This is a genomic window from Agromyces sp. CCNWLW203 (genome assembly GCF_036576125.1).
Classification (GTDB): Bacteria; Actinomycetota; Actinomycetes; order Actinomycetales; family Microbacteriaceae; genus Agromyces.
Genome location: NZ_JAZHYX010000001.1, coordinates 341,770 through 364,031, shown reverse-complemented (window position 1 = coordinate 364,031; position 22,262 = coordinate 341,770). Strand labels below are relative to the sequence as shown.

The following is a 22,262-nucleotide window of genomic DNA, read 5'->3' as shown; positions in this document are numbered from 1 at the left end:
GGACGCACCATGACGAATCTGGTCTACTTCTCGAGCGTCTCGGGCAACACGAAGCGCTTCATCGAGAAGCTCGGCCGCTCTGCGGCCCGCATCCCGCTGCATGCGCGTGAAGCAGCATTGCACGTCGACGAGCCCTACGTGCTCGTCGTGCCGACCTATGGCGGCGGCGACGGCAAGGGTGCCGTTCCGAAGCAGGTCATCCGCTTCCTGAACGACCCCGACAATCGCTCGAACATCCGCGGCGTCATCAGCGCGGGCAACACCAACTTCGGTACGGCCTTCGGTCTGGCCGGCGACATCATCGCCGCCAAGACCGGGGTGCCGCACCTCTACCGCTTCGAAGTATTCGGAACACCAGACGACGTTCGCGCCGTCAACGATGGATTGGACGCATTTTGGCAAACACAGCGACAACTGACGGCGTAGCGCTCATCGACGCACCGCGATCGGCGAGCGGCATGGACTACCACTCGCTCAACGCGATGCTGAACCTCTACGGCCCGAACGGCGAGATCCAGTTCGACAAAGACCGTGAGGCGGCGCGCGAGTACTTCCTGCAGCACGTCAACCAGAACACCGTCTTCTTCCACTCGCTGAAAGAGCGCCTCGACTACCTCGTCGAGAAGGAGTACTACGAGCAGGCCGTGCTCGACCAGTACTCGTTCGAGTTCATCACGAAGCTCAACGACCTGGCGTACTCGAAGAAGTTCCGCTTCGAGACGTTCCTCGGCGCGTTCAAGTACTACACGAGCTACACGCTGAAGACGTTCGACGGCAAGCGCTACCTCGAGCGCTTCGAAGACCGCGTCGTCATGACGGCCCTCGGCCTCGCCCAGGGCGACGAGAAGCTCGCCGTCAACCTCGTCGAAGAGATCATCGGCGGCCGCTTCCAGCCGGCCACCCCCACCTTCCTGAACACGGGCAAGGCCCAGCGCGGCGAGCTCGTCTCCTGCTTCCTGCTGCGCATCGAAGACAACATGGAGTCGATCTCGCGCGGCATCAACTCCGCCCTGCAGCTCTCGAAGCGCGGCGGCGGCGTGGCGCTCTCGCTCTCGAACATCCGCGAGGCCGGCGCCCCGATCAAGCAGATCGAGAACCAGTCGAGCGGCATCATCCCCGTGATGAAGCTCCTCGAAGACTCCTTCAGCTACGCCAACCAGCTCGGTGCCCGCCAGGGCGCCGGAGCGGTGTACCTGAACGCGCACCACCCCGACATCATGCGGTTCCTCGACACCAAGCGCGAGAACGCCGACGAGAAGATCCGCATCAAGACGCTGTCGCTCGGCGTTGTCGTGCCCGACATCACGTTCGAGCTCGCCAAGAACGGCGAAGACATGTACCTCTTCTCGCCGTACGACGTCGAGAAGGTCTACGGCAAGCCGTTCGGCGACATCTCGGTCACCGAGAAGTACCGCGAGATGGTCGACAACCCGCGCATCAAGAAGACCAAGATCAACGCGCGCGAATTCTTCCAGACGATCGCCGAGATCCAGTTCGAGAGCGGCTACCCGTACATCGTGTTCGAAGACACGGTGAACAAGGCGAACCCCATCAAGGGCCGCATCAACATGTCGAACCTGTGCTCCGAGATCCTGCAGGTCAACACGCCGACGACGTACAACGAAGACCTCAGCTACAACGAGATCGGTAAAGACATCTCGTGCAACCTCGGCTCGCTGAACATCGCGCTCACGATGGACTCGCCCGACTTCGGCAAGACGGTCGACACCGCCATCCGCGGCCTGACCGCCGTGTCGAACATGAGTCACATCACGTCGGTGCGTTCGATCGAAGACGGCAACGACAAGTCGCACGCCATCGGCCTCGGCCAGATGAACCTGCACGGCTACCTCGCTCGTGAGCGCATCTTCTACGGCAGCGAAGAGGGCATCGACTTCACGAACATCTACTTCTACACGGTGCTGTTCCACGCGCTGAAGGCGTCGAACGCCATCGCCAAGGAGCGCGGCGAGACCTTCGTCGGCTTCGAAGACTCGAAGTACGCTTCGGGCGAGTTCTTCGACAAGTACACGGATGCCGCGTGGGTGCCCGCGACCGCCAAGGTCACGCAGCTCTTCGCCGACTCCAACGTGCACATCCCGACGCAGGAGGATTGGAAGGCGCTGAAGGCCTCCATCCAGGAGCACGGCATCTACAACCAGAACCTGCAGGCCGTGCCGCCGACCGGTTCGATCTCGTACATCAACAACTCGACCGCCTCGATCCACCCGATCGCTTCGAAGATCGAGATTCGCAAAGAGGGCAAGCTCGGTCGCGTGTACTACCCGGCTGCGTTCATGACGAACGACAACCTCGAGTACTACCAGGACGCCTACGAGATCGGCTACGAGAAGGTCATCGACACCTACGCCGCGGCGACGCAGCACGTCGACCAGGGCCTTTCGCTCACGCTGTTCTTCAAGGACACGGCGACGACGCGCGACATCAACAAGGCGCAGATCTACGCATGGAAGAAGGGGATCAAGACGATCTACTACATCCGCCTGCGTCAGATGGCCCTCGAGGGGACTGAGCTGGAAATGTGCGTCTCATGTGCCCTGTGACGCCGGTCGAGTAGCGAAGCGTATCGAGACCCGCCGCCGCGCGGCATCCGCACCCTTTCAGAAGGACTTGAAATGACTCTCACCGATCCTGTGAACTCGGCTCAGAACGACCCCGCGCACACGGGCGGCAAGCTGAAGCTCGTCAGCCACGTCAACGCGATCAACTGGAACAAGATCCAGGACGACAAGGACCTCGAGGTCTGGAACCGTCTGGTCAACAACTTCTGGCTGCCCGAGAAGGTGCCGCTGTCGAACGACATCCAGTCGTGGAACACACTGACGCCCGACGAGCAGCAGCTCACGATGCGCGTGTTCACCGGGCTCACGCTGCTCGACACGATCCAGGGCACGGTCGGCGCGGTCTCGCTCATCCCCGACGCGATCACGCCGCACGAAGAGGCCGTCTACACGAACATCGCGTTCATGGAGTCGGTGCACGCGAAGAGCTACTCGTCGATCTTCTCGACGCTGTGCTCGACGAAGGACATCGACGACGCCTTCCGCTGGTCGGTCGAGAACGAGAACCTTCAGAAGAAGGCCGCGATCGTCATGGAGTACTACCAGGGCGACTCCCCGCTGAAGCGCAAGGTGGCCTCGACGCTGCTCGAGTCCTTCCTGTTCTACTCGGGCTTCTACCTGCCGATGTACTGGTCGTCGCGGGCGAAGCTCACCAACACCGCTGACATGATCCGCCTCATCATCCGCGACGAGGCCGTGCACGGGTACTACATCGGCTACAAGTTCCAGAAGGGTCTCGAAGGTCTCTCGCAGGCCGAGCGCGACGACCTGAAGGACTACACGTTCTCGCTGCTCTACGAGCTCTACGACAACGAGGTGCAGTACACGCAAGACCTCTACGACGGCGTCGGCCTGACCGAAGACGTCAAGAAGTTTCTGCACTACAACGCCAACAAGGCACTCATGAACCTCGGTTACGAGCCGATGTTCCCGAAGACCGTCACCGACGTGAACCCGGCGATCCTTTCGGCGCTCTCGCCCAACGCAGATGAGAACCACGACTTCTTCTCGGGGTCGGGCTCGTCGTACGTGATCGGCAAGGCCGTCGTGACTGAGGACGAGGACTGGGACTTCTAGTTGGCTTTGCGGTTATTTTCCGTCGTTCGGTAAGCCCGTATTCGAAAGATGAGGCGTGGATGTGACTCCCGACTTCAAGACCATCGAAGTTGCGTTAGACGATCTGCTCTTCGATCCGAACAACTTTCGGTTCCAAGATGAACCCGGATATATTGCCGCGGATCCGACTAGATTCGCCGAGCGCAAAGTTCAGGACCGAGCTGCTCAGCGCCTGCGAAGCGAAGGCATCGTTGAGCTAAAGAACTCGATCCTCGCCAACGGATTCTTGACCGTGGAACGGATTGTCGTCCGCGCCTACGGCGAGGATGCATCGAAATTCCTCGTTGTCGAAGGAAACCGTCGGCTGGCCGCGCTGAAATGGATCCGAGACGACTATGACGCGGGGGTGCCGGTCAGCACCGAGCTCGTCGAGTTATTTGGCGCCGTCCCCGTTCTTGAGATCACGTCGCAAGACACCGAAAGCGCGTATCTGGCGATCATGGGCGTTCGTCATGTCGGCGGCATCAAAGAGTGGGGCGGATATCAGCGAGCGAAACTAGTAACAGAGCTGCGCGACAGTCACGAGTTCGACACTCAAGAGGTCGCCAGTCGTCTCGGAATGTCGGCCCACGAGGTCAACCGCCGTTACCGCGCGTTCAAAGCGTTGCAACAAATGCAGAACGATGAGGAGTATGGAGAGCTTGCATCGTCCTCCATGTATCCAATCTTTCATGAAGCTCTCGCTATCCCCGCGGTTCGTGAGTGGCTCGAATGGAACGAATCGAAGTCGCAATTCGCCTCGGACGAACAATTGCATCTGTTCTACGACCTCATTACTCCAACGCCCGTCGAGGACGATGAGGACGCAGGGGATCCGCAGCCGGCCAAAATGCCCACCTACCTTCAGGTGCGTGAACTCAAGTCGATTCTTCACAACGGCGAGGCGAAGCGAGTTCTCTTCGATAGGGATCGAAGCTTCAACGACGCGTTGGGGATTGCAAAGGCGGAAGAGATCTCGCAGTCCTGGAGGACGCAGCTTGCGGAAGCTATCTCCGTGATGAACACCATCGGAGCCTTGGAACTTGCGGCGATGACCGATACGGACGTTGAGAGCCTCAAGAAGGTCAAATCCCTGTCCGAATCTCTTATCGGGCTGCACAAGAAGCTCACGTCCAAGTAGCTATGCAGGGTCCGGCCGCAGCAGCGATGATCGTTGTCGAGCAATTCGAAGTGACTCGGTCGCCGGTGAGCGCGCTAGAGCTTCTGCTTGAGATCGCGTACTCGCAGTCATGGCTCGTCGATCTATCCGACGCCGAGGCAACAGAGAAGTGCACCAACTGGGCACCGCGGTTTCTCGATCGGCTACGACGCGAGTACAACACTCGGATCCAAGATGGCAGGCCGACGCGGTTTGAGTTCAACTCCTCTTCAGAAATGCACGTTCAGGGAGCCTGCTTCCCGGAGCCGTCCGACTCTCCTGAGCTGAAGGCAGCCAAGGTCCGGCGAGCGTCGGGCGGTGCATATCTTGAGCTACTCAGGTCTGTTACGCCGCGCGAGTTTGAAGGCGTTTGCCGCGGGGTATTGTCTCTGCTCGGCTGTGAAGACCCCGTCCTCACACGCGCCTCGAACGATCAGGGCATTGATTTCTTCGGCACACTTTCGCTCGAAGGGCGCATGATCAAAGGCCTCGGGTTGCCGTCCGTCGATAAGAACTTCCGCGTATGGCTGGTCGGACAAGCTAAGCAGTATTCGGCCGCTGTCTCGACGCCGGAGCTGCGCGAGCTTGCAGGCGCTGTTGCGTTGGCGCGAGCCAGCACATTCGCGGATGACGGGTCGGCCCTCACCCGACTCGATGTCCGCGTTTTTGATCCGGTCTTCTATTTGTTCTTAGCAGCCGGCCCCCTTAGTGCGGACAGCCGTCGGTTGGCCTCCCGCTCAGGAATCATCGCTCTCGATGGTGAGAGCGTCGCGACCCTTCTTGCCGATTCGGGCGTTGGGGTTGTCGAAGGAGAGTACGACTCCAACGAAGCCATGAGGTGGATTGGCGCTCAACTTAGCTAGGGAGCTCCTCGATAGGGAATGGTGATGAGCTCCGGCCACCCTGGAGCCGCGAGCCCGGCTGTGTAGGAGAATGCCGCTTACGCCAGTTCCGCGTCGGTAAGCACATGCCAAGTGGCCCAGCCGTGGCGGTGAACAAGGAGATTCATATCGGCAAGAGCTTGGCCCCGTCGATTGCTCATGAGGCGAGCGTATCGACCACGTCCGCACATCTCGCTGAGTGGAACGCTGATCGCCTCTTGCTCAGTCGCTAACCGCTTCCTTCGGCGGATTGAACATGAACTCGATGCGGATGCCGTTGTCGTCTTCGACGAACGACGCGTAGTAGCGGTCGCTGAAGCGCGTGAACACCTTCGGGCCGCTGACCGCCGTCCAGCCGGCGTCGACCGCGATCGCGTGCAGGCGGTCGACGGTCTCGCGTGAATCGACGGGGAAGGCGAGGTGCTGCCATCCGACCTTGCCGTGGTGGTGCGGACCGCTGCCCGGCTCTCGAGTCGGGAAGAGGATGAGCTCATCTTCGCCCAGGGACGAGGAAACACTGTTGTCGGCGTCCTGCCGCGTGCAGCCGAGCGCGACCATCACCGGATCGAACTGGGCGATGGAGCGGGGCAGGTCTTCAACGGAGAGTCCGAGATGGTCGAAGAGGCGCATCCGGCCATCCTATGAGGCACGATTTCAGAGTGGAAACCCCTGCCGCAGCGTTCATCGACCGCACCCTCCGAGCCGAGAGATCGGACGAGCGCGCGAGCGCGGATGCCACGAGGATCTCCGGCGGCCTGCGGTTCTACGGCGCATCGGTAGGAGCGGTACGGGGCGCCGTGAGAGACGCGTGGCGGCGGCATCCGGAACTGTCTCATGACGAGGTCACCGCACTCGCATCTGAGCTGTGGGCCGAGCCGGTGTACGAGCGCCGGCTCGCCGCGGTCGTGTTGCTGCAGGGGCAGGTGCCGACGCTGCTCGTCAGTGACTTCACCCGCCTCGAGCAGCTGCTGCGGTCGGCCGGCACGCGAGAGCTCGTCGATCCACTCGTCGCCGACGTCGTGAGGCCGCTGCTCGAACGCCTCGATGGCGCCGATGCGGAGCGTGCGCGACGCATCGTCGATCGGTGGGCGAGCGAGGGCCTGACGCCGGAATCATGACCGCGGATGTCCCGCGCCGCGACCAGCCCCGATGCCATGATGTGAGCACGTTTCAGAACACAATCGGGGGATATACGTGAACAGAGATCGCGTGAGGGTGTCGGGGCTCCTCGCTACGGCCATGGTGTCGATCGTCGTCGTGGTGGGGCTCGCGGGATGCGCCGAGGGCACCGACCCAGTAGATCGGGCCCAGGCGCAGGTCACCGCGAAGGAGAAGGCGGTGGTGAACGCCCAAGCCGAGTTCGACGCGGCATCCGCGGAGTTCTGCGGCGCGAGCCGCGACTACATCGACGCGCTCGATGTGTACGGCGACGTGCTGCACGACACCGAGACCACCGTCGGCGACGTGCAGACGGCCGGCACCGACCTCGCCGACCCTCGCGATGAAGCACTCGAAGGCGCCCAAGCCGCGGTCGATGCGCAGCAGGCCCTCGTGACCGCCCAGCAGGAACTCGTCGACGCGCAGGTCGCGCTCGCCGCGGCCGAGGCCGGGCCGACCGGCACGCCGTCTGTCGTTCCGACCGAGGTTCCGACCAGCACGCCGTTGGCACCTGCCTCCTCCGTCGACCGGGTGAAGCAGGCCGAAGCCGACTTCGATGACGCGCAAGCAGCCGTCACCCCGCAGACACCGCTGGTCGAGGCATCCGAGCAGTTCAACAGTGCGGTCGTCGCCCTCGAGATGGCGTGGCTCAGGCTCTTCGCCGATGCCGGCTGTCTCACCGACGACCAGCAGGTGCAGGCCATCGCGGCGGTCAGCGCGTACACATATGCACTGCAACAGGACCTCGCCACGGCCGGGTATTACACCGGCGCCGTTGACGGGGTGTCGGGGCCGCTGACCGTGCAGGCGATCGAAGACCTGCAGGAGGCGAACGGACTGCCGGTGACGGGCACGGTCGACAAGGCGACCGCCGAGGCGCTCCAGGCCGAATTGGTGGCGCTCGGCGGCGCTGCCGCGCAGGAGTCGCTGGCGTCGACGGCTGCCGTGCAGCAGACGCTGAAGCTCGCCGGCTTCTGGGACGGACCGGTCGACGGCGTGTGGACCGACGAGCTCACCGCGGCGCTGCAGGCGCTGCAGACCGAGCTCGGCGTCGAGTCGACCGGCGCGGTCGACGCGGCGACGATCACGGCATTCAACCGCGCGCTCGCCGAGCTCACTGCTCCGGAAGCCTCGCCGAGCCCGTCGGCGACACCGACGAGTCCGCCCGCCGGCTGAGGCGCGCGATCAACGAGATTGAACGTTCTCGCTGGACCAAGTACGGCGTCGCGTATGAATCACTCCAGATCAGGTAAGGCCGAATGAACTCAGTTACCGGAAGCGGTCACACGCACGAATCCGATCCGACGCCGGAGGCGCTCCCGTACCCTTCGCCTGAAGGATGGCTGCCCGATGCGCAGTACTTCCCGACGTCTGCGATGTGGGCCACGGGCGGTCTCGCGGTAGCGGTCGGCATCGGCTCGGTGCAGTTCACAGTGGTCGGCTCACTGGTGTGGAGTGTCGTCTTCGCTGTGGTCTTCGGGTTGCTGGCGCTGACCGCGATGGTGTTCGGCCTCTTCGCCGTGCGCCGGAGCCCTCCGCAGCTGATCAATGCCGTGACGCTCGGTCGAGCCACGGTGAAGCCGGTCGACGACTGGGTGCACTTCTGCCGTGAACGCCCAGTGCGGATCTGGAGCGTGCTGTGGCTGATCCTGATGGGGCTCGGCACCGGTGTGCTGCTCGGGCTCGCGATGCCGGGCGTGCTGGGCGCACCCGGCGGCCTCTGGTGGTTGTTCCTGTTCGTTCCGTTGCTCGTGCTCTGCCTCGTGCCCATCGGGGCCGGGGTGCTCCAGCTCGTACTCGACGGCAAGAACTCCTCGTTCGGCAGGATCCCAGTCGGTCTCACCCTCAGCCGTCATGGCGTGGCGCGGTATCTGGTCGCCGGGGGCGTGCGATGGGTGCCATGGGAGACGATCGCCGGCGTTGAGGCGCAGATCCACTCTCGCATCAGCATCAGGCGTATCGGCAAGGCCGAGCCGTTGGAGTTCACCGCTGGCGTCTTCGAGCAGGACGCGGTGCTGCTCTACTGTGCGGTGCGTTTCTACGCCGAGCATCCCGAATTGCGCAAGGAGCTCAGCACGATCGTGGCGCAGCGCCGCTTCGAGAGCTGGGATCGCGCACTCAGCCGTCGCTGAGTCAGGGGCGCGCGTCGAAACGGCGCCGGTAGCTCGACGGTGTGCTGCCGAATGCTGAAGCGAAGTTCTGGCGAAGCGTGACCGGGTTGCCGAAGCCGCACGAGGCAGCGATCTGGTCGACCGGAAGGTCAGTGGTCTCGAGCATGCGGCGGGCCTCATCGAGACGCCGGGACCGCACCCATGCTGCGGGTGTCGAGCCGGTCGTGGCCCGGAAAGCCCGAATGAACGAGCGACGACTCATGTGCGCCACCTCAGCGAGTCGTTCGACGCTGAGTTCCTCGTCGAGGTGCGACAGCGCCCAGGCGGAGGTCGCAGCGATCGGGTCGCTGCCGGCGCCGACCGGTATCGGCCGTTCGATGTACTGCGCCTGCCCGCCCTCACGATGCGGCGCCACGACGAGACTGCGAGCGACTCGGTTGGCGGCATCGGCTCCGAGGCGGGTGCGAACGACGTGCAGGCATGCATCGAGGCCCGACGCCGTGCCGGCGGAGGTGAGCACGTCTCCGTGGTCGAGGTAGAGCACTGATGCATCGACCGTGATGTCGGGATGGCGGGCGGCGAGGTGCTCGGCGGAGTGCCAATGCGTCACGGCACTGCGCCCTGAAAGCAGGCCCGCATCGGCCACCGCGATGGCGCCCAGACACAGGCCGGCGACGGTGGTCCCACGATCGTGTGCGTCGACGAGCGTCCGGCGGAATGCCGGGCGTGGGGCGCGGCCGTCGTCGACCCAGGACGGCACCACCACGACGTCTGCATCTTCGGCGGCACTCAGCCCTCGGATGCCGCCGATGCTGTAGCCCTCGGCGGTCTGAATCGATCCGGCGCGGTCTGAAAACAGCACGGTCTGCCATTCGGCGAGGCCCTGGCGAGCGACCTCGTCGAACACCATCTGCGGTACCGCCAGATGGAACATGGTGATGCCGTCGAAGGCATAGATCGCGATCTTCATGGTTCCTCCGTTTGGCCTGTTTTCATCATAACGCGGCATTCGTGCCAATGGCATTCGGGGGTGCGACGCATCAGGATCGTAAGGTCGCGGCAATCGCGACTCCCCGGATCACCAGGAGTAGATGACCATGAGCACCCCCCGCCGCGCACTGATCCTCGTCGACGTGCAGCAGGAGTACTTCGAAGGACCGCTGGAGATCCAGTACCCGCCGCACGCGGACTCGCTGCCGAAGATCGTCGCAGCGATCGACGCGGCGACGTCTGCGGGAATTCCCGTGGCCGTATTCCAGCACGCGTCCGGAGACGACGCGCCGGTGTTCAACCCGACCATGCAGGGGTTCCAGCTGCACCCGGAGGTCGCGCAGCGCCAGAGCCTTGATTGGAAGGCGATGACCAAGCAGTTCGGTACCGTCTTCGCCGGCACCGACCTGCTCGAGTGGCTGCGCGAGCACGACGTCGACACGATCACGCTCGTCGGGTACATGACGAACAACTGCATCCTCGCCTCGGCTGCCGAGGCGGAGACCCACGGCCTGGCCGCGGAAGTGCTCTCGGACGCCACCGGTGCCATCAACATCGCGAATGACGCCGGCTTCGCCGACGCCAAGACGGTGCACACCACGCTCATGGCCCTGCTCAACTCGAACTTCGCCGCCGTCGCCACCACCGACGACTGGACTCATGCCCTCGGCGAGGGCACGGCCCTCCCGAAGGACAACCTGCCCGGTTCCGCGCTGCGCGGTGCGCAGATGGCCGGCTGAGGCACGGCCAGGGTTGGTCACACTCCTGACGGCTCGGCCCGCACGTGCGAGACTGCCCCGGTGACGGACATCGAGATGGCGAGCATCGACGGCGGCACGGTCGCCCTGCACGATGCCCGCCGAAAGGTGCGCTGGAGCGTCGAGCTCGAGCCGTTCGAGATCGGGGTGTACCTGGTGACGCAGGAGCAACTCGCCGAGCTGCTCGGCGAGACGGCGACGCATCCCCGGCGCCCGGCGACCGACGTGAGCTGGCTGCGGGCGATCCGCTTCTGCAACGCGGCATCCGAGTGGGAGGGGCTCGAGCCCGCCTACACGTACGACGGCGAAGAGGTCACGTGGCACGTCGATTCCGACGGGTTCCGCCTGCCGACCGAGGCCGAGTGGGAGTTCGCGTGCCGGGCCGGCTCGACGCGCCCGCACTACGGTCCGCTCGACGAGGTCGCCTGGACGAGCGCCGACGGCGTGACCTCACCGCAAGACGTGGGCGGCAAGCATCCGAACCTCAATGGGCTCTTCGACACCCTCGGCAACGTGTGGGAGTGGTGCTGGGACCTGCTCGACCCCGCCCGTTACGACGAGTACCGCGTGTTCCGCGGCGGCGGGTTCGCCGACGACGCGTGGAGCGTGCGCGCCTCAGTGCGCCGCGGCGGCGCCCCGCGCATGCACCACCCCGACGTCGGGTTCCGTGTCGCGCGCGGCGGCTTCGAGACAACGGATGCCGCGCAGGGCTGGTCTGCCGCTGCGGACCTCGAGCGGGCAGCCGTCGACGGGCCGCTGCCCTCGGGGTGGACGCCGCGCGGCGCGTGACGTCTTCGGCGGGTCAGCGGCGTCGAACGGCGGCGACCCAGTCGGCATACCTCTGAACGCCGTGGTCAGCGGACGGCCCCGGAAGGATGGTGCCGTCGCGGAGCGCCTTGCCGAAGCCGCCGGGGAGCGGAACCTCCAAGATCGGGCCCTTGGCTCCGATCGCCTCGGCATACGCCCGCACCATGTGAGCCATACGGAGTTCTTCGGGGCCGGCGAGATCGGCAGGTCGCCCGGCGGGCTGGCCCTCGGCGAGAGTCACGAGGCGTTCACCGACCTCGCGGGCGGCGACCGGTTGGGAGATCATCTTGGGAACGAGCGTGATCGCACCGAACCGCATCTGCCCGAAGAGCTGCTGGGCGAACTCGTGAAACTGGGTGGCGCGAAGGATCGTGCACGGCACGGGGCCGGCGCTCACGACCTGCTCCTGCCGCTGCTTCCCGGCGTAGTAGCCGAAGGGTGCTCGGTCGCTGCCGACGATCGAGAGCGCGAGGTGGTGGGGCACACCCGCGGTCTTCTCCGCGGACAGCAGGTTGTTCGTCGTGGTCTCGTAGAACTCGATCGACTTCTTCGCCGACTGCGTCGACACGGAAGCGACGTCGATGACCGCCGCCATTCCGTCGATCGCGCGGGCGAGGCCGGAGCCGGTCATGAGATCCACACCGGTCGAGCGGGAGAGGATGACGACGTCATGTCCACGCTCGCGCGCGACAGCGACGACATGGCGGCCCACGGTTCCGGTTCCCCCGGCGACGGCGATTCTCATTCGTGCGTCCTCTCGATTCAGTTCGACCTTCACCAGTAAAGACCCACGAACGGGGCGACTTGTGACAGTCAGCCCATCTCGGGCGGCGGCGCCTCACCGGTGTACATGCCGTACGTGCGGTCGGCGGCGGCCTTGGCGACATCCGCTGCGGTACCGTCGTGCTGCTGCGCTGCCGCCCACGCGTCGGCCGAGCGCCGCATGAATGCCTTGCCCTCGTCGGTCGCCACCCACGCCGCGGCCTCTTCGGGGGCGATGCCTGCCTCGCCGCCGGCGAAGTGCAGGGCGAGGCCGAGCAGGCCCTGGTCCCAGCCGATGCCGGTCGCAGACGGGCCGAACTGCTCCCAGAAGCCCTCGGGGATGCTCGCCGCGGTCGCGATGTTCTCGAGTTCGAGGCGAGTCGACGAGGCATCCACCGCGACGAGTCTGACGTTCACGATCGCGGGCTCGCCCATGCCCATGCCCCAGGTGACGGTGTAGCCGGCCCGGCCGCCCGCGGGCGGATCGCAGCGGCGGATCTCGCCGCCCGCATTGCCTTCGAACTGGTAGCTGCCGCCGAGCCGCAGCTCGCCGCTGATCGGCAGGAACCAGCGCGGGATGCGCTCGGCCGAGGTCACGGCATCCCACACGTCGTCGATGGGGGAGGGATAGGTCTGGGCGAGCGTCTGCACGTAGGCGGGCGCGTCGTCGACCTCTTTCGTCTCGATGCTGCGGGTGACGGCGTCGATCTGCGCGTTCACGTCAACCATTTCGATGCTCCTTCGCTTTTACGGTCGCGGCGGGTGGACGGGAGTCGTCGGGCCGTCGCTCGGGGATGGGTCGCTGCGCTCGGGCTCGCCGTCGGCCTGTCGGTCGGCATCGGCTGCCTTCCGCTGCGCCAGCCGGCCGCGTGCGAGCTCGGTGCCGAGAGCGTCGAGCTTCGGTTGCCAGAAGCCGCGGAAGGTGTCGAACCAGGCGTCGGCCTGGGCCAGCGGCGCGGGGTCGACGGCGTACAGCCGCCGTGCCCCGTCGGGTCGCACGGTCACGAAGCCCGACTCGCGCAGCACCCGCAGGTGCTGCGACACGGCAGGCTGGGAGATGCCGAACTCCGCCTGGATGACGCGGCCGACGTCACCGGCCGGCGCTTCTCCATCGGCGATCAGTTCGAGGATGCGGCGTCGCACGGGATCTCCGAGGACATCGAGCGCGTGCATACGAGCATGATTGCATCTTGACTTATATAAGTCAACGGTTAATGAATGCTGCGGCGACGGCTCTCAGCGTCCCCAGTAACCCTCAGAGTCCCCAGTAGTGGGCCGCGGCGGACCCCTGCGCGTTGCTCGCGACCGCCCTGACAGAGACATAGGACCAGGGTCCGGGGCCGACTGGGCACGGCACCGGAATGCTGGCGGTGCCCGACGAGCCGCCCGATGCGATGAGGCTGTAGCCGCCGCTCGCCTGGTAGTCGCCGTCGGTCAGGGCGTAGAAGATCTCGACCGTGTTGCCCTCACGCGCCTGCCAGCCGAAGTCGAGCCAGACGGTCTGGCCGGTCGGGTTCTCCCCGCAGCTCCCGCGCTCGCCCGGATGCATCCCGATGATCCCGGGGCTGTCAGGGTGCGCACTCCAGACCGGCCCAGCGGAAGGGTCGCCACCAGAAGGGCCGCCTCCGCCCGAGGCATCCGCTTGCGCTTCCGCAGCCTGCTTCGCGGCGGCCGCGGCGGCGTCGGCCGCCGCCTGGCCGGCCGCCTGGGCCGCGACGACGGCGTCGGAGGCGGTCTTCACGAGTGCGAGCGCCGCCGCGACGTCATCCGCCGCGGCAAGATCGGCGACCGCCTGGGCGAGCGATTCGCTCGACGTGCCGGCGAGCGGACTCGCACTGATGAGCGCCCCGGCCTGGGCTTCGGCGCTGGCCACGAGACCTTCCAAAGCGTCGGCGACGGCAGCGACGGCCGTCGCCACATCATCGAGGTCGCCGTCGGCGATCGCAAAGGCGAGCGTCACGCGCGCGGCGTCGAACGTCGCGGCGGCATCCGGATGCACGGCGGCAGCGAGTGAGCCGGTGAGTCCGGCGTATCCGGCATTGAGCTGCGCCGCCGAGCTCTTCGCCCCGGCGAGGGCTTCAGCCGCCGCCTGCTGCTCGGTGGCAGCCTGCTTCGCCGCGACCTCGAGGGAGAGCTGCCGGTTGTGCTCATCGACGGCGACCGCGCCGACCGGGATGGAGATGGCACCGAGCACGATGACGGCGCCGGCCGCGGCCGCCGCGACCTTCACCCGGGTCGGGTACGCCCTGAATCGACCGACGATCTTCGTCGCGAACGCCTGCTTCATCGAGCCCTGACCATGGCGACAAGCATGCCATTTGCGCGACACCGGCAGAACCATGCGAGAGGGCCGGATGCCGCGGGGCATCCGGCCCGCTCGCCGCAGGGGCGTGACTACATCAGATCGCCGCAGTTGGCGGCCGGGGTGTTGAACGAACCCTCGAAGGTGCTGCCGTCGGCGCTGCTGCCGGTCAGGGCGAGTGTGCCGGCGGCGATCGACGCCGCTCGGGTCGCGAACGCGGCCGAGGCGGAGGCGCCGGCGGCGATCGAGATGCTCTTGCCGCCGTACGGGGTCTGGATCGCGACCGCCGCGCGCTGGTCGCCGGCGTTCTGCACCGTGACGACGAGCTGCACCTTGCCGGCGACGCACCGGGTCGTGGCCGCGGCGTCGAGCTCGAGGTCGCCGTGCAGTTCGACGGGCTCCGAGGCAGAAGTGGCCACGAGGGCATCGCGGTAGCCGTCGTAGCTCGCGGTGACCGATGCGATGCCGGCGGGAGCGGTGACGGCGGCCGTGCCGTTCTGCAGCGGCACGGTGGTGCTCCAGTCGCCGCCCGAGAACGTGACCGTCCCCGTGACTTCACCGTCGTCGGCGGCGACCACCTCGGCCGTGACGTCACGGCCGTCGGCGGTCAGCGTCGTGGTCGACGCGACGGCCGTGATGCCGGTCCAGTCGTGCATGGCCGTGAGCACCGTCTGCGGCACGCTGACGAACGCGCCGTGCCGGGGGCTCGCCGGCAGTCCGCCGACCGGGCGCACGTTCCAGCTCGAGCGCTGCGAGATGCGGTCGCTTTGAGAACTCGAGGCGATCTCGGTGCCCGTCGTCGCGAAGGCGCGATAGCCGCCTGCGCCGTAGTTGTCGACGAGGAACACGTAGCCGTCGCCCGACGCGTTGTTGGGGTCGCCCTCGTTGAGCTTCACGATCTCGGGTCCTTCGCCCGACTGGCCGGTCTCGAGGCTCGTCATGCGGGTGTCGGTGAGCTGCCACGTCGTTTCGGGGTCGGCGCTCCAACTCGAGGAGGTCGTCGGCGCGGTGAGCACCTTCGAGCGCTCGAGGAAGATGTCTTTACCGGCCTCGAGCGTGCCTGCGGCACCGCCCTCCTCGTTCTTCGTGAAGCGGTAGTAGTAGTCGCCGATCCTGGTGACCGTCGAGTCGATGCGGGCGTACCCCGTGTCCTGCCACGTCGCGGGCGGTGAGGTGAAGGTTCTGAAGTCGCGGGTCAGCACCGAGAACATGCGGGCGTAAAGCTTGTCGGTGTTGGTGTGCGAGGCATCCGAGTAGAGGCGCGACGCGAAGAACACGACGTACGACTGCAGTTCGTCGTCCCTGTACGCCTCGGGCGCCCAGGTCATGCCGGCCTCGGGCTGGTTGATCGTGATGCCGGTGTCGATGCCGTTCGTGCGCGTCCAGTGCACGAGGTCGACCGATTCCCAGACCTCGATCTTGAGGCTGCCCGCCGACTGGGCGGGGCCCCAGCCCGTGCCGCAGCCGATGCAGAGGTCGGTGGCGACCATGTAGTACTTGTCGCCGTCGTGCGATCGCAGGATGTACGGGTCGCGCAGTCCCGTGGTGTCCGTCGTCGAGGTGATCACGGCGGCGCCGCCGTTGACCGGCGAGAAGGTGAAGAAGTCGTTGCCCGAGGTCGCGGCCTGGTAGATCTTCTCGTCGCTGTCGGACTTGAAGTAGGCGGCGGCGTACCCTGCGTCGGGTGCCGAGCGCGCGTGCTCGGCGACGGTCACGGTGAAGGTCTTCTCGACCGTCGACTGGCCGAGCACCGCGTGCGCGGTGAGCGTGACCTCGCGGTCGCCGGCGCCGTAGGCGGGTCGATCGACGAGACCGCCGCCCTCGAACGGGTCGGGGGCGCCGACCGCGGGAGCGGTGTAGCCGGGGTCGGTCGGCGAGACGAGCGCGGGGTCGGAGGACGCCCACGTGATGGTCGCACCGTTGACCGATCCGGTCGTGGCGAGCGGCAGGTTCTCGGTCGTGCGGGCCGCGAGCGAGATCGCCTCGAGGTCGGCCGACGCCGAGGCGGCGAGCACGGTGAGGTCGAAGGCGATCGTGGTGCTGAGCGAGGTCGTGGCCGTGACGGTCACGGGTGTGTCGGTGGTGACGGCGCGCGAGACGACGCCGGTGTTCGAGATCACCGACGGGTCGCTCGAGGCCCAGCTCAGCGTGACGCCGTTGACGGAGGCAGGCAGGGAGAGGTTCTGCGAGACGGCATCGGCCGAGGGGTTGCCCGCGAGCACGGTCGGGAGCAGGTCGGCGCGCAGCATGGCATCGGTCGTCGCCGACTTCGCGGCCGCCGTCGGCATGCTCTCGGAGACCTGCGCCTGGCTCAGGGCGACGTCCCAGAACTTCACGTCGGTGACATCCGCCTGCAGCATCGGGTCGGGCGCGTAGAGCGAGCGGCCGAGGTAGCCGAGTGTCGTGCCGGTCGGAACGATCGAACTCAGCGAGTACGCGTGCGTGGTCGTCGAGATCTGCACGCCGTCGCGGTACAGGGTGAGGGCGTTGCCGCTGCCGACCAAGGTCAGCGTCGTGAAGCCCCGGTTGGGGCCGCCGCCGTTCGGCAGGCGCACCTCGCCGTTGCTCGTGCCGGTCTTCACCCTGATTCCCGAGAGCACCGCGTTGGCATAGGAGGACTCGCTCGAGCGCGGGTTCACGAACACGTGGTTGCCGAGCGCGGTGGTGTTCCAGGCGCCGACGCCGTCGCCGATCACCCAGCCGAACTGGTTGCCTGCCGTCTGGCTCGAGACCGTGTACTCGACCGTGAAGTCGTTGTCGGAAGCGGTCACGAGACCCTTGGGCAGCGCGGCGTACCCGTTCCTCTCGAACCGGAGCACGGCGTCGCCGCCGGCATCGGCGAACGAGCCGTCGGCGAGCCCGGTGAGTGCGGCGTTGCGGCCGTTGCCCGAGATGTCGAGCAGGGTGCCGCCCGCATGCGACATGTCGTAATGAGCGGTGACCGGGGGCAGTTCTGCGGCGGATGCGGCGAGTGGCGCGGTCGCGCACAGGCCGGCGACCAGGGTGCCGGTGAGGGCTGCGGCGAGCAGCCGCCCGGCACGAGATCGGGAGAGGACGGCAGACGGGCGCATGGGTCTCCTTGCAGTCGCCATTGACGGAGGCCGACGAAGAGAAACGCCGGATCGCGAGAATGTTACCGGACACATTGCCGGAAATCCAAGGATCGATGACGAAGCGACCGTGTGCCGAAATCTTCTGGCACCACTTCTCGACTCTGTGCTACGGTCTGGCGTTACCGGTAACAAGAGCGCCATCGCCGGTCCGCCCCGCCACCGAAGCCGTAGGTCCGAGGAGCTGTCAATGTCGACGCATGCCGCCACCGTCCGCGCGTTCCGCGCAGGCACCCCCGCCCTCAATGGTGCAAAGCCGAGACCGGCTCGCACCACCGCCGTCGCCGCGATCGCCGCGATCGGCGCGCTCATCGGCGGGCTCGTCACGTCGGCGGCGCCGGCCGCCGCCGCGACGAGCGAACTCAGCATCGAGGCATCCAAGGTGCTCGAGCTGAACTTCGACGGCGACCTCGCCGACTCGAGCACCAATGCCGCGAACGTCGGCCTGCAGAAGGGCGTCGCCGGCTACGCCGCCGGCATCGACGGCCAGGCGTTCTCGTTCAACGGCGCCACGGCGCTGAACGTCGGAACGGCCTCGTACCTTCAGCCGCAGGACCTCACCGTCTCGTTCTGGTACAACCCGAGCGCCGCCATGAGCGGCGAGCAGACGTTCGCCTGGAGCAAGACGACGTACAACTCCGATGGCTGGTACCTCACCTCCGAGAACGCCACCACGCCGCTCGCGCTCTCCATCGGCCCTTCGGCCGGCCAGCCCTACAAAGTCGCCGTCGAGGCCGACCGCGCGGCCTTCTTCCCGGCCGGGCAGTGGACGCATGTCGTCGCGAGCTACGACCATGAGAGCAAGGCCGTCGCCTTCTACCGCAACGGCATCCGCCAGCCCGCGATCGTGAAGGTCGCCGTCAGCGAGACCGCCTCGGGAGTGCTCGGCGCCGAGGGCACGAGCACCAAGACCATCGGCTACAACGGCCCGACCTACAACGGCTCGCACCTGAACGGTCTTCTCGACGAGTACGCGCTGTTCGACGGGGTCGCCACCGTCGCCGACGTCGTGACGCTCACGCAGCGGGGCACTCCCGGCTTCGACCCGGCCACCGTCGCGCGCGGCGATCTCGACGCGGTCGAACTCCCCGAGAGCGCTGCCGTCGACTTCTCGGTGCCGAGCACCGGCGCCGGTGGCAGCGAGATCGAATGGACCTCCTCCGACGAATCCGTCATCTCGATCGACGGAGACATGGCGCGCGTCACCCGCCCCGACGGCGCCGCAGCTCCGGTGCGGCTCAGCGCGAGCGCCAGCTACGGCGGCAGCGCAGCGGTCACGCGCGACTTCGATCTCGTCGTGCAACCCGCCGGCGAGGCATCCGCCCAGTACCTCTCGGATGCCGGCCTCGAGAACGTGACGCTCGCCGACGACTACCTCCTGAATGCGAACCAGAAGACGATCGACTACCTGCTGAGCCTCGATCCGGAGAAGTTCCTCTACTCCTGGTACGTGCAGGCCGGGCTCACCCCGACGACCGCGACCGGATACGGCGGGTGGGAGCGCTCGACCAGCACCCGGTTCCAGGGCCACTTCTTCGGCCACTACATCTCTTCGCTGTCGCAGGCCTACGCGACCACGACGGATGCCTCGATCAAGGCGCAACTGCTCGCGAAGCTCACGGACGCGATCGAAGGCCTCGAGCGCTGTCAGGATGCCTGGGCGGCCGCGAATCCCGCCAGCGCCGGGTACGTCGCGCCGTTCCCGCTGAACGCGCTGCCGAGCGGCCGCGACGGACTGCTCGTGCCGTTCTACAACCTGCACAAGGTGCTCGCGGGGCTCATCGACGCGCACCAGTACGCGCCCGCCGACGTCTCGTCGAAGGCCCTCTCCGTTGCATCCGGATTCGGCTCCTGGGTCAAGAACTACGCGGCGTCACTCGCGAACCCCGCCGTGATCCTGAACACCGAGTACGGCGGCATGAACGAGGCGCTCTACGAGCTCTTCAGCATCACGAGGAGCCCCGACCACAAGCGCGCGGCCGAGTACTTCGACGAGGTGCCGCTCTTCCAGGCGCTCGCGAACGGTCAGGACGTGCTGAACGGCAAGCACGCCAACACGACCATCCCGAAGCTCGTCGGCGCACTCAAGCGCTACACCCTCTTCATGGACGATGAAGCGCTCTACGCCACCCTCACGCAGGCCGAGAAGGACGCGCTGCCGATGTACCGTGCCGCGGCCGAGAACTTCTGGCAGATCGTGATCGACGACCACACCTACGCCAACGGGGCGAACAGCCACTCCGAGCACTTCCACGGGGCCGACACGCTGTACCAGTTCGCGACCAACGGCGTCACCTCCGGCTACGGCGAGAACTCCACCGCCGAGGGCTGCAACGAGTACAACATGCTGAAGCTCAGCCATGCCCTGTTCGCGGTGACGAAAGAGGTGAAGTACGCCGACTACTACGAGTCGACGTTCATCAACTCGATCCTCGCCTCGCAGAGTCCCGAGACGGGCATGGTCACCTACTTCCAGCCGCAGACCTCGGGCTACGCGAAGATCTTCGGCACGCCGCTCGACCAGTTCTGGTGCGACCACGGCACGGGCATCGAGAGCTTCACGAAGCTCGGCGACTCGATCTACTTCAGCGACGAGACATCCGTCTACGTGAATCAGTTCCGCAGCTCGGAGCTGCGCTCTGAGCCGCAGAACCTGCGCCTCACGCAGACGGCCGACGTGCCGGCGAGCCCGACCGTGCGGTTGTCGGTCGCGGCCCTCGACGGCGGGGCGGTCGGCGCGGGCACGATGCTGAAGCTGCGCGTGCCGAGCTGGGTCGCCTCGGCACCGACCCTCACGGTCAACGGCGAGGTGACGGATGCCTCGGCGCTCACGAGCGACGGCTACGTCACGCTGCCCGTCGCCGCCGGAGACGAGATCGAATACGCCCTGCAGGCGAAGGTCACCGTCGACGACGGCACCGAGAACCCGAACTGGGTCGCCTTCAAGTACGGCCCCGTGCTGCTCGCGACCGAGCTCAGCCGCAACAACGTCGCGGCGAGCTACACCGCGGGCGTGCTCGTGCAGATGGGCGTCGCCGACAAGTCGCTGAGCTCCGACGTCGTCGTGGCCGACGCGGCCGCGTGGAAGGCGAACGCGGTGACGAACATCGCGCGCATCGCCGACGGGGTGAACGCGAACGGCATGACCACGATGCGGTTCAAGCTGCACGGCGTCGACGCGACCTCGGCCGCGCTCACCTTCGAGCCGTACTACAGCCTCTACGGCGCCCGCTACGCGACCTACATGACCCTTGTGCAACCCGACTCGGCCGAAGCGCAGGCGCTGATCCTGAAGCAGAAGCAGCAGTTGCGCGTCGACGAGACGACGATCGACTCGCTCACCTCGTTCGACGACAACAACAGCGAGGCCGACAAGAACTACGAGTTCTCGAATTCGACTGTCGGCGTGTTCAACGGCAACAGCTTCCGGCACGCGCCGCCTGCCGCCGGGGCGTTCTTCCAGTACGACATGGTCGTCGACCCCTCGCTGCCGGCGAACTACCTCGCCGCCAGGTACTACGGCGGCGACAACGGGCGCACCTTCGACGTATACCTCAACGACGTGCTGCTGAAGCACGAGCGGGTGACGAACGCGAACGGGGCGACGAGCTGGTACCTCCAGTACGACGAGATCCCGCAGGGGATCCTCGACGGCATCGCCGCCGAAGACAGCTACAAGCGCGACCAGGCGGGCGAATACGTGCTGGATGCCGCGGGGCAGAAGATCCCCGTCGTCACCGTTCGCTTCCAGAGCAACGGCACGAGCTACGTCGGCGGACTGTTCGGCCTGTACACCTCGTCGACGAAGGACTACGACGCGGTTGCCGAGCTCTCGAAGCTCGAGGTCGCCGGCGGCACGCTGTCGCCCGAACTGGCCGCGGGCACGCACGAGTACACCGCGACCGTGCCGCTCGACGCGGCGACTGTGCAGCTCGACCTCGACCCGGCCGTGGCGAGCGGGCTCGTCTCCGTCGACGGCATCCTCATCGACGACACCGAGCCGCGCACGGTGACGCTCGCCTCGGGGGACGCCCCCACGATCGTGTCGATCGAGGCGTCCGCGCAGGATCACACGACGAAGGTCACCTACGCCCTGCAGATCGTGCGCGCTGCACCGGAGCCCGAACTCGCGGTGTCGGGCGTAGCGAGCACCCGGTGCGTGGCGGGCAAGGTCGTGGTGGTCGTGAAGGCGAGCAACGGGGGCGAAGTGCCGGTGGAATACGTCGCGGCATCCGCTCACGGCACCGCGACCGGAACCCTCGCAGCCGGCGCCTCGGTGACGAAGGCCTTCTCGAGCCGAGCAGCGTCGATCGACGCCGGTGCGGCGACGGTCACCGCCACCGCGACGGTCGACGGCGTGCCCCGTTCCACCGAGATCGCAGCCGCATACGCGGCCCGAGACTGCGGCTGAACGCGAACTGGAGCATGGAGATGGCGCGAATGGCAGGGGTGATCGGCATGGGAGCACGACGGTCGCGTTCGAGGGCGCCGCACCTCGACGCCCTTCGGAGCCACCTGCATCCTCACGATCGTCCCGCAGGTGCTGC

At 66.5% G+C, this 22,262-nt stretch carries 18 protein-coding genes; 11 read left to right on the top strand and 7 right to left on the bottom strand.

Going from position 1 to position 22,262, the window contains the following annotated elements:
• Positions 1–9 precede the first annotated feature (9 nt).
• The 5 genes from nrdI (at position 10) to VPH61_RS01660 (ending at position 5,699) form a co-directional block, all read left to right on the top strand.
• The gene (nrdI, locus tag VPH61_RS01680; RefSeq protein ID WP_332061788.1) at positions 10–426 is read left to right on the top strand and encodes a class Ib ribonucleoside-diphosphate reductase assembly flavoprotein NrdI; all 417 of its coding nucleotides are present in this window, start codon (positions 10–12) and stop codon (positions 424–426) included.
• A 32-nt stretch (positions 427–458) separates the two neighbouring features.
• Entirely contained in the window at positions 459–2,564 is a 2,106-nt protein-coding gene (nrdE, locus tag VPH61_RS01675; protein WP_129231131.1) for a class 1b ribonucleoside-diphosphate reductase subunit alpha, read from the top strand.
• A 72-nt stretch (positions 2,565–2,636) separates the two neighbouring features.
• Entirely contained in the window at positions 2,637–3,659 is a 1,023-nt protein-coding gene (nrdF, locus tag VPH61_RS01670) for a class 1b ribonucleoside-diphosphate reductase subunit beta (protein WP_115958650.1), read from the top strand.
• A gap of 55 nt (positions 3,660–3,714) precedes the next feature.
• Positions 3,715–4,818, top strand: a complete 1,104-nt coding sequence (locus tag VPH61_RS01665; RefSeq protein WP_332061787.1) for a ParB N-terminal domain-containing protein — start codon at positions 3,715–3,717, stop codon at positions 4,816–4,818.
• 2 nt (positions 4,819–4,820) lie between these two features.
• Positions 4,821–5,699 (top strand): restriction endonuclease, encoded by an 879-nt coding sequence (locus VPH61_RS01660; RefSeq protein WP_332061786.1) that lies wholly within the window; start codon positions 4,821–4,823, stop codon positions 5,697–5,699.
• Positions 5,700–5,939: 240 nt separating this feature from the next.
• On the opposite strand, the gene VPH61_RS01655 is transcribed toward VPH61_RS01660, so the two are convergent.
• On the bottom strand, positions 5,940–6,347 hold the full coding sequence (locus VPH61_RS01655; RefSeq protein WP_332061785.1) for a VOC family protein: 408 nt from the start codon (positions 6,345–6,347) through the stop codon (positions 5,940–5,942).
• A gap of 11 nt (positions 6,348–6,358) precedes the next feature.
• Between VPH61_RS01655 and VPH61_RS01650 the strand changes: the two genes are divergently transcribed.
• The 3 genes from VPH61_RS01650 (at position 6,359) to VPH61_RS01640 (ending at position 9,007) form a co-directional block, all read left to right on the top strand.
• Complete coding sequence (locus VPH61_RS01650; RefSeq protein WP_332061784.1) at positions 6,359–6,835, top strand: DNA alkylation repair protein; 477 nt, start codon at positions 6,359–6,361, stop codon at positions 6,833–6,835.
• 76 nt (positions 6,836–6,911) lie between these two features.
• A complete protein-coding gene (locus tag VPH61_RS01645) occupies positions 6,912–8,051 on the top strand; it encodes a peptidoglycan-binding domain-containing protein (RefSeq protein ID WP_332061783.1) in 1,140 nt (379 codons plus the stop codon).
• 83 nt (positions 8,052–8,134) lie between these two features.
• Positions 8,135–9,007: a hypothetical protein gene (locus VPH61_RS01640; protein WP_332061782.1), complete on the top strand. Its 873-nt coding sequence runs from the start codon at positions 8,135–8,137 to the stop codon at positions 9,005–9,007.
• Between the two features lies 1 nt (position 9,008).
• Here the strand turns inward: VPH61_RS01640 and VPH61_RS01635 are convergent, their stop codons facing one another.
• Entirely contained in the window at positions 9,009–9,956 is a 948-nt protein-coding gene (locus tag VPH61_RS01635) for a GlxA family transcriptional regulator (RefSeq protein ID WP_332061781.1), read from the bottom strand.
• 127 nt (positions 9,957–10,083) lie between these two features.
• Between VPH61_RS01635 and VPH61_RS01630 the strand changes: the two genes are divergently transcribed.
• Both VPH61_RS01630 and VPH61_RS01625 read left to right on the top strand, forming a co-directional pair.
• Positions 10,084–10,716, top strand: a complete 633-nt coding sequence (locus VPH61_RS01630) for an isochorismatase family protein (protein WP_332061780.1) — start codon at positions 10,084–10,086, stop codon at positions 10,714–10,716.
• A 60-nt stretch (positions 10,717–10,776) separates the two neighbouring features.
• The gene (locus tag VPH61_RS01625; RefSeq protein ID WP_332061779.1) at positions 10,777–11,523 is read left to right on the top strand and encodes a formylglycine-generating enzyme family protein; all 747 of its coding nucleotides are present in this window, start codon (positions 10,777–10,779) and stop codon (positions 11,521–11,523) included.
• Between the two features lie 13 nt (positions 11,524–11,536).
• Here VPH61_RS01625 and VPH61_RS01620 read toward each other — a convergent pair whose 3' ends face one another.
• From VPH61_RS01620 to VPH61_RS01600, 5 genes are all read right to left on the bottom strand, one after another.
• The gene (locus VPH61_RS01620; protein WP_332061778.1) at positions 11,537–12,286 is read right to left on the bottom strand and encodes an SDR family oxidoreductase; all 750 of its coding nucleotides are present in this window, start codon (positions 12,284–12,286) and stop codon (positions 11,537–11,539) included.
• 68 nt (positions 12,287–12,354) lie between these two features.
• Positions 12,355–13,032 carry an SRPBCC domain-containing protein gene (locus tag VPH61_RS01615; RefSeq protein ID WP_332061777.1) on the bottom strand — a complete coding sequence of 226 codons (678 nt, stop codon included), beginning with the start codon at positions 13,030–13,032 and terminating at the stop codon, positions 12,355–12,357.
• 18 nt (positions 13,033–13,050) lie between these two features.
• On the bottom strand, positions 13,051–13,476 hold the full coding sequence (locus VPH61_RS01610) for an ArsR/SmtB family transcription factor (RefSeq protein WP_332061776.1): 426 nt from the start codon (positions 13,474–13,476) through the stop codon (positions 13,051–13,053).
• An 82-nt stretch (positions 13,477–13,558) separates the two neighbouring features.
• Positions 13,559–14,590 carry a hypothetical protein gene (locus VPH61_RS01605; RefSeq protein ID WP_332061775.1) on the bottom strand — a complete coding sequence of 344 codons (1,032 nt, stop codon included), beginning with the start codon at positions 14,588–14,590 and terminating at the stop codon, positions 13,559–13,561.
• 107 nt (positions 14,591–14,697) lie between these two features.
• A complete protein-coding gene (locus tag VPH61_RS01600; protein WP_332061774.1) occupies positions 14,698–17,676 on the bottom strand; it encodes an immunoglobulin-like domain-containing protein in 2,979 nt (992 codons plus the stop codon).
• 229 nt (positions 17,677–17,905) lie between these two features.
• Here VPH61_RS01600 and VPH61_RS01595 point away from each other — a divergent pair, with 229 nt between their 5' ends.
• Complete coding sequence (locus VPH61_RS01595) at positions 17,906–22,126, top strand: beta-L-arabinofuranosidase domain-containing protein (protein ID WP_332061773.1); 4,221 nt, start codon at positions 17,906–17,908, stop codon at positions 22,124–22,126.
• Positions 22,127–22,262: the final 136 nt, after the last annotated feature.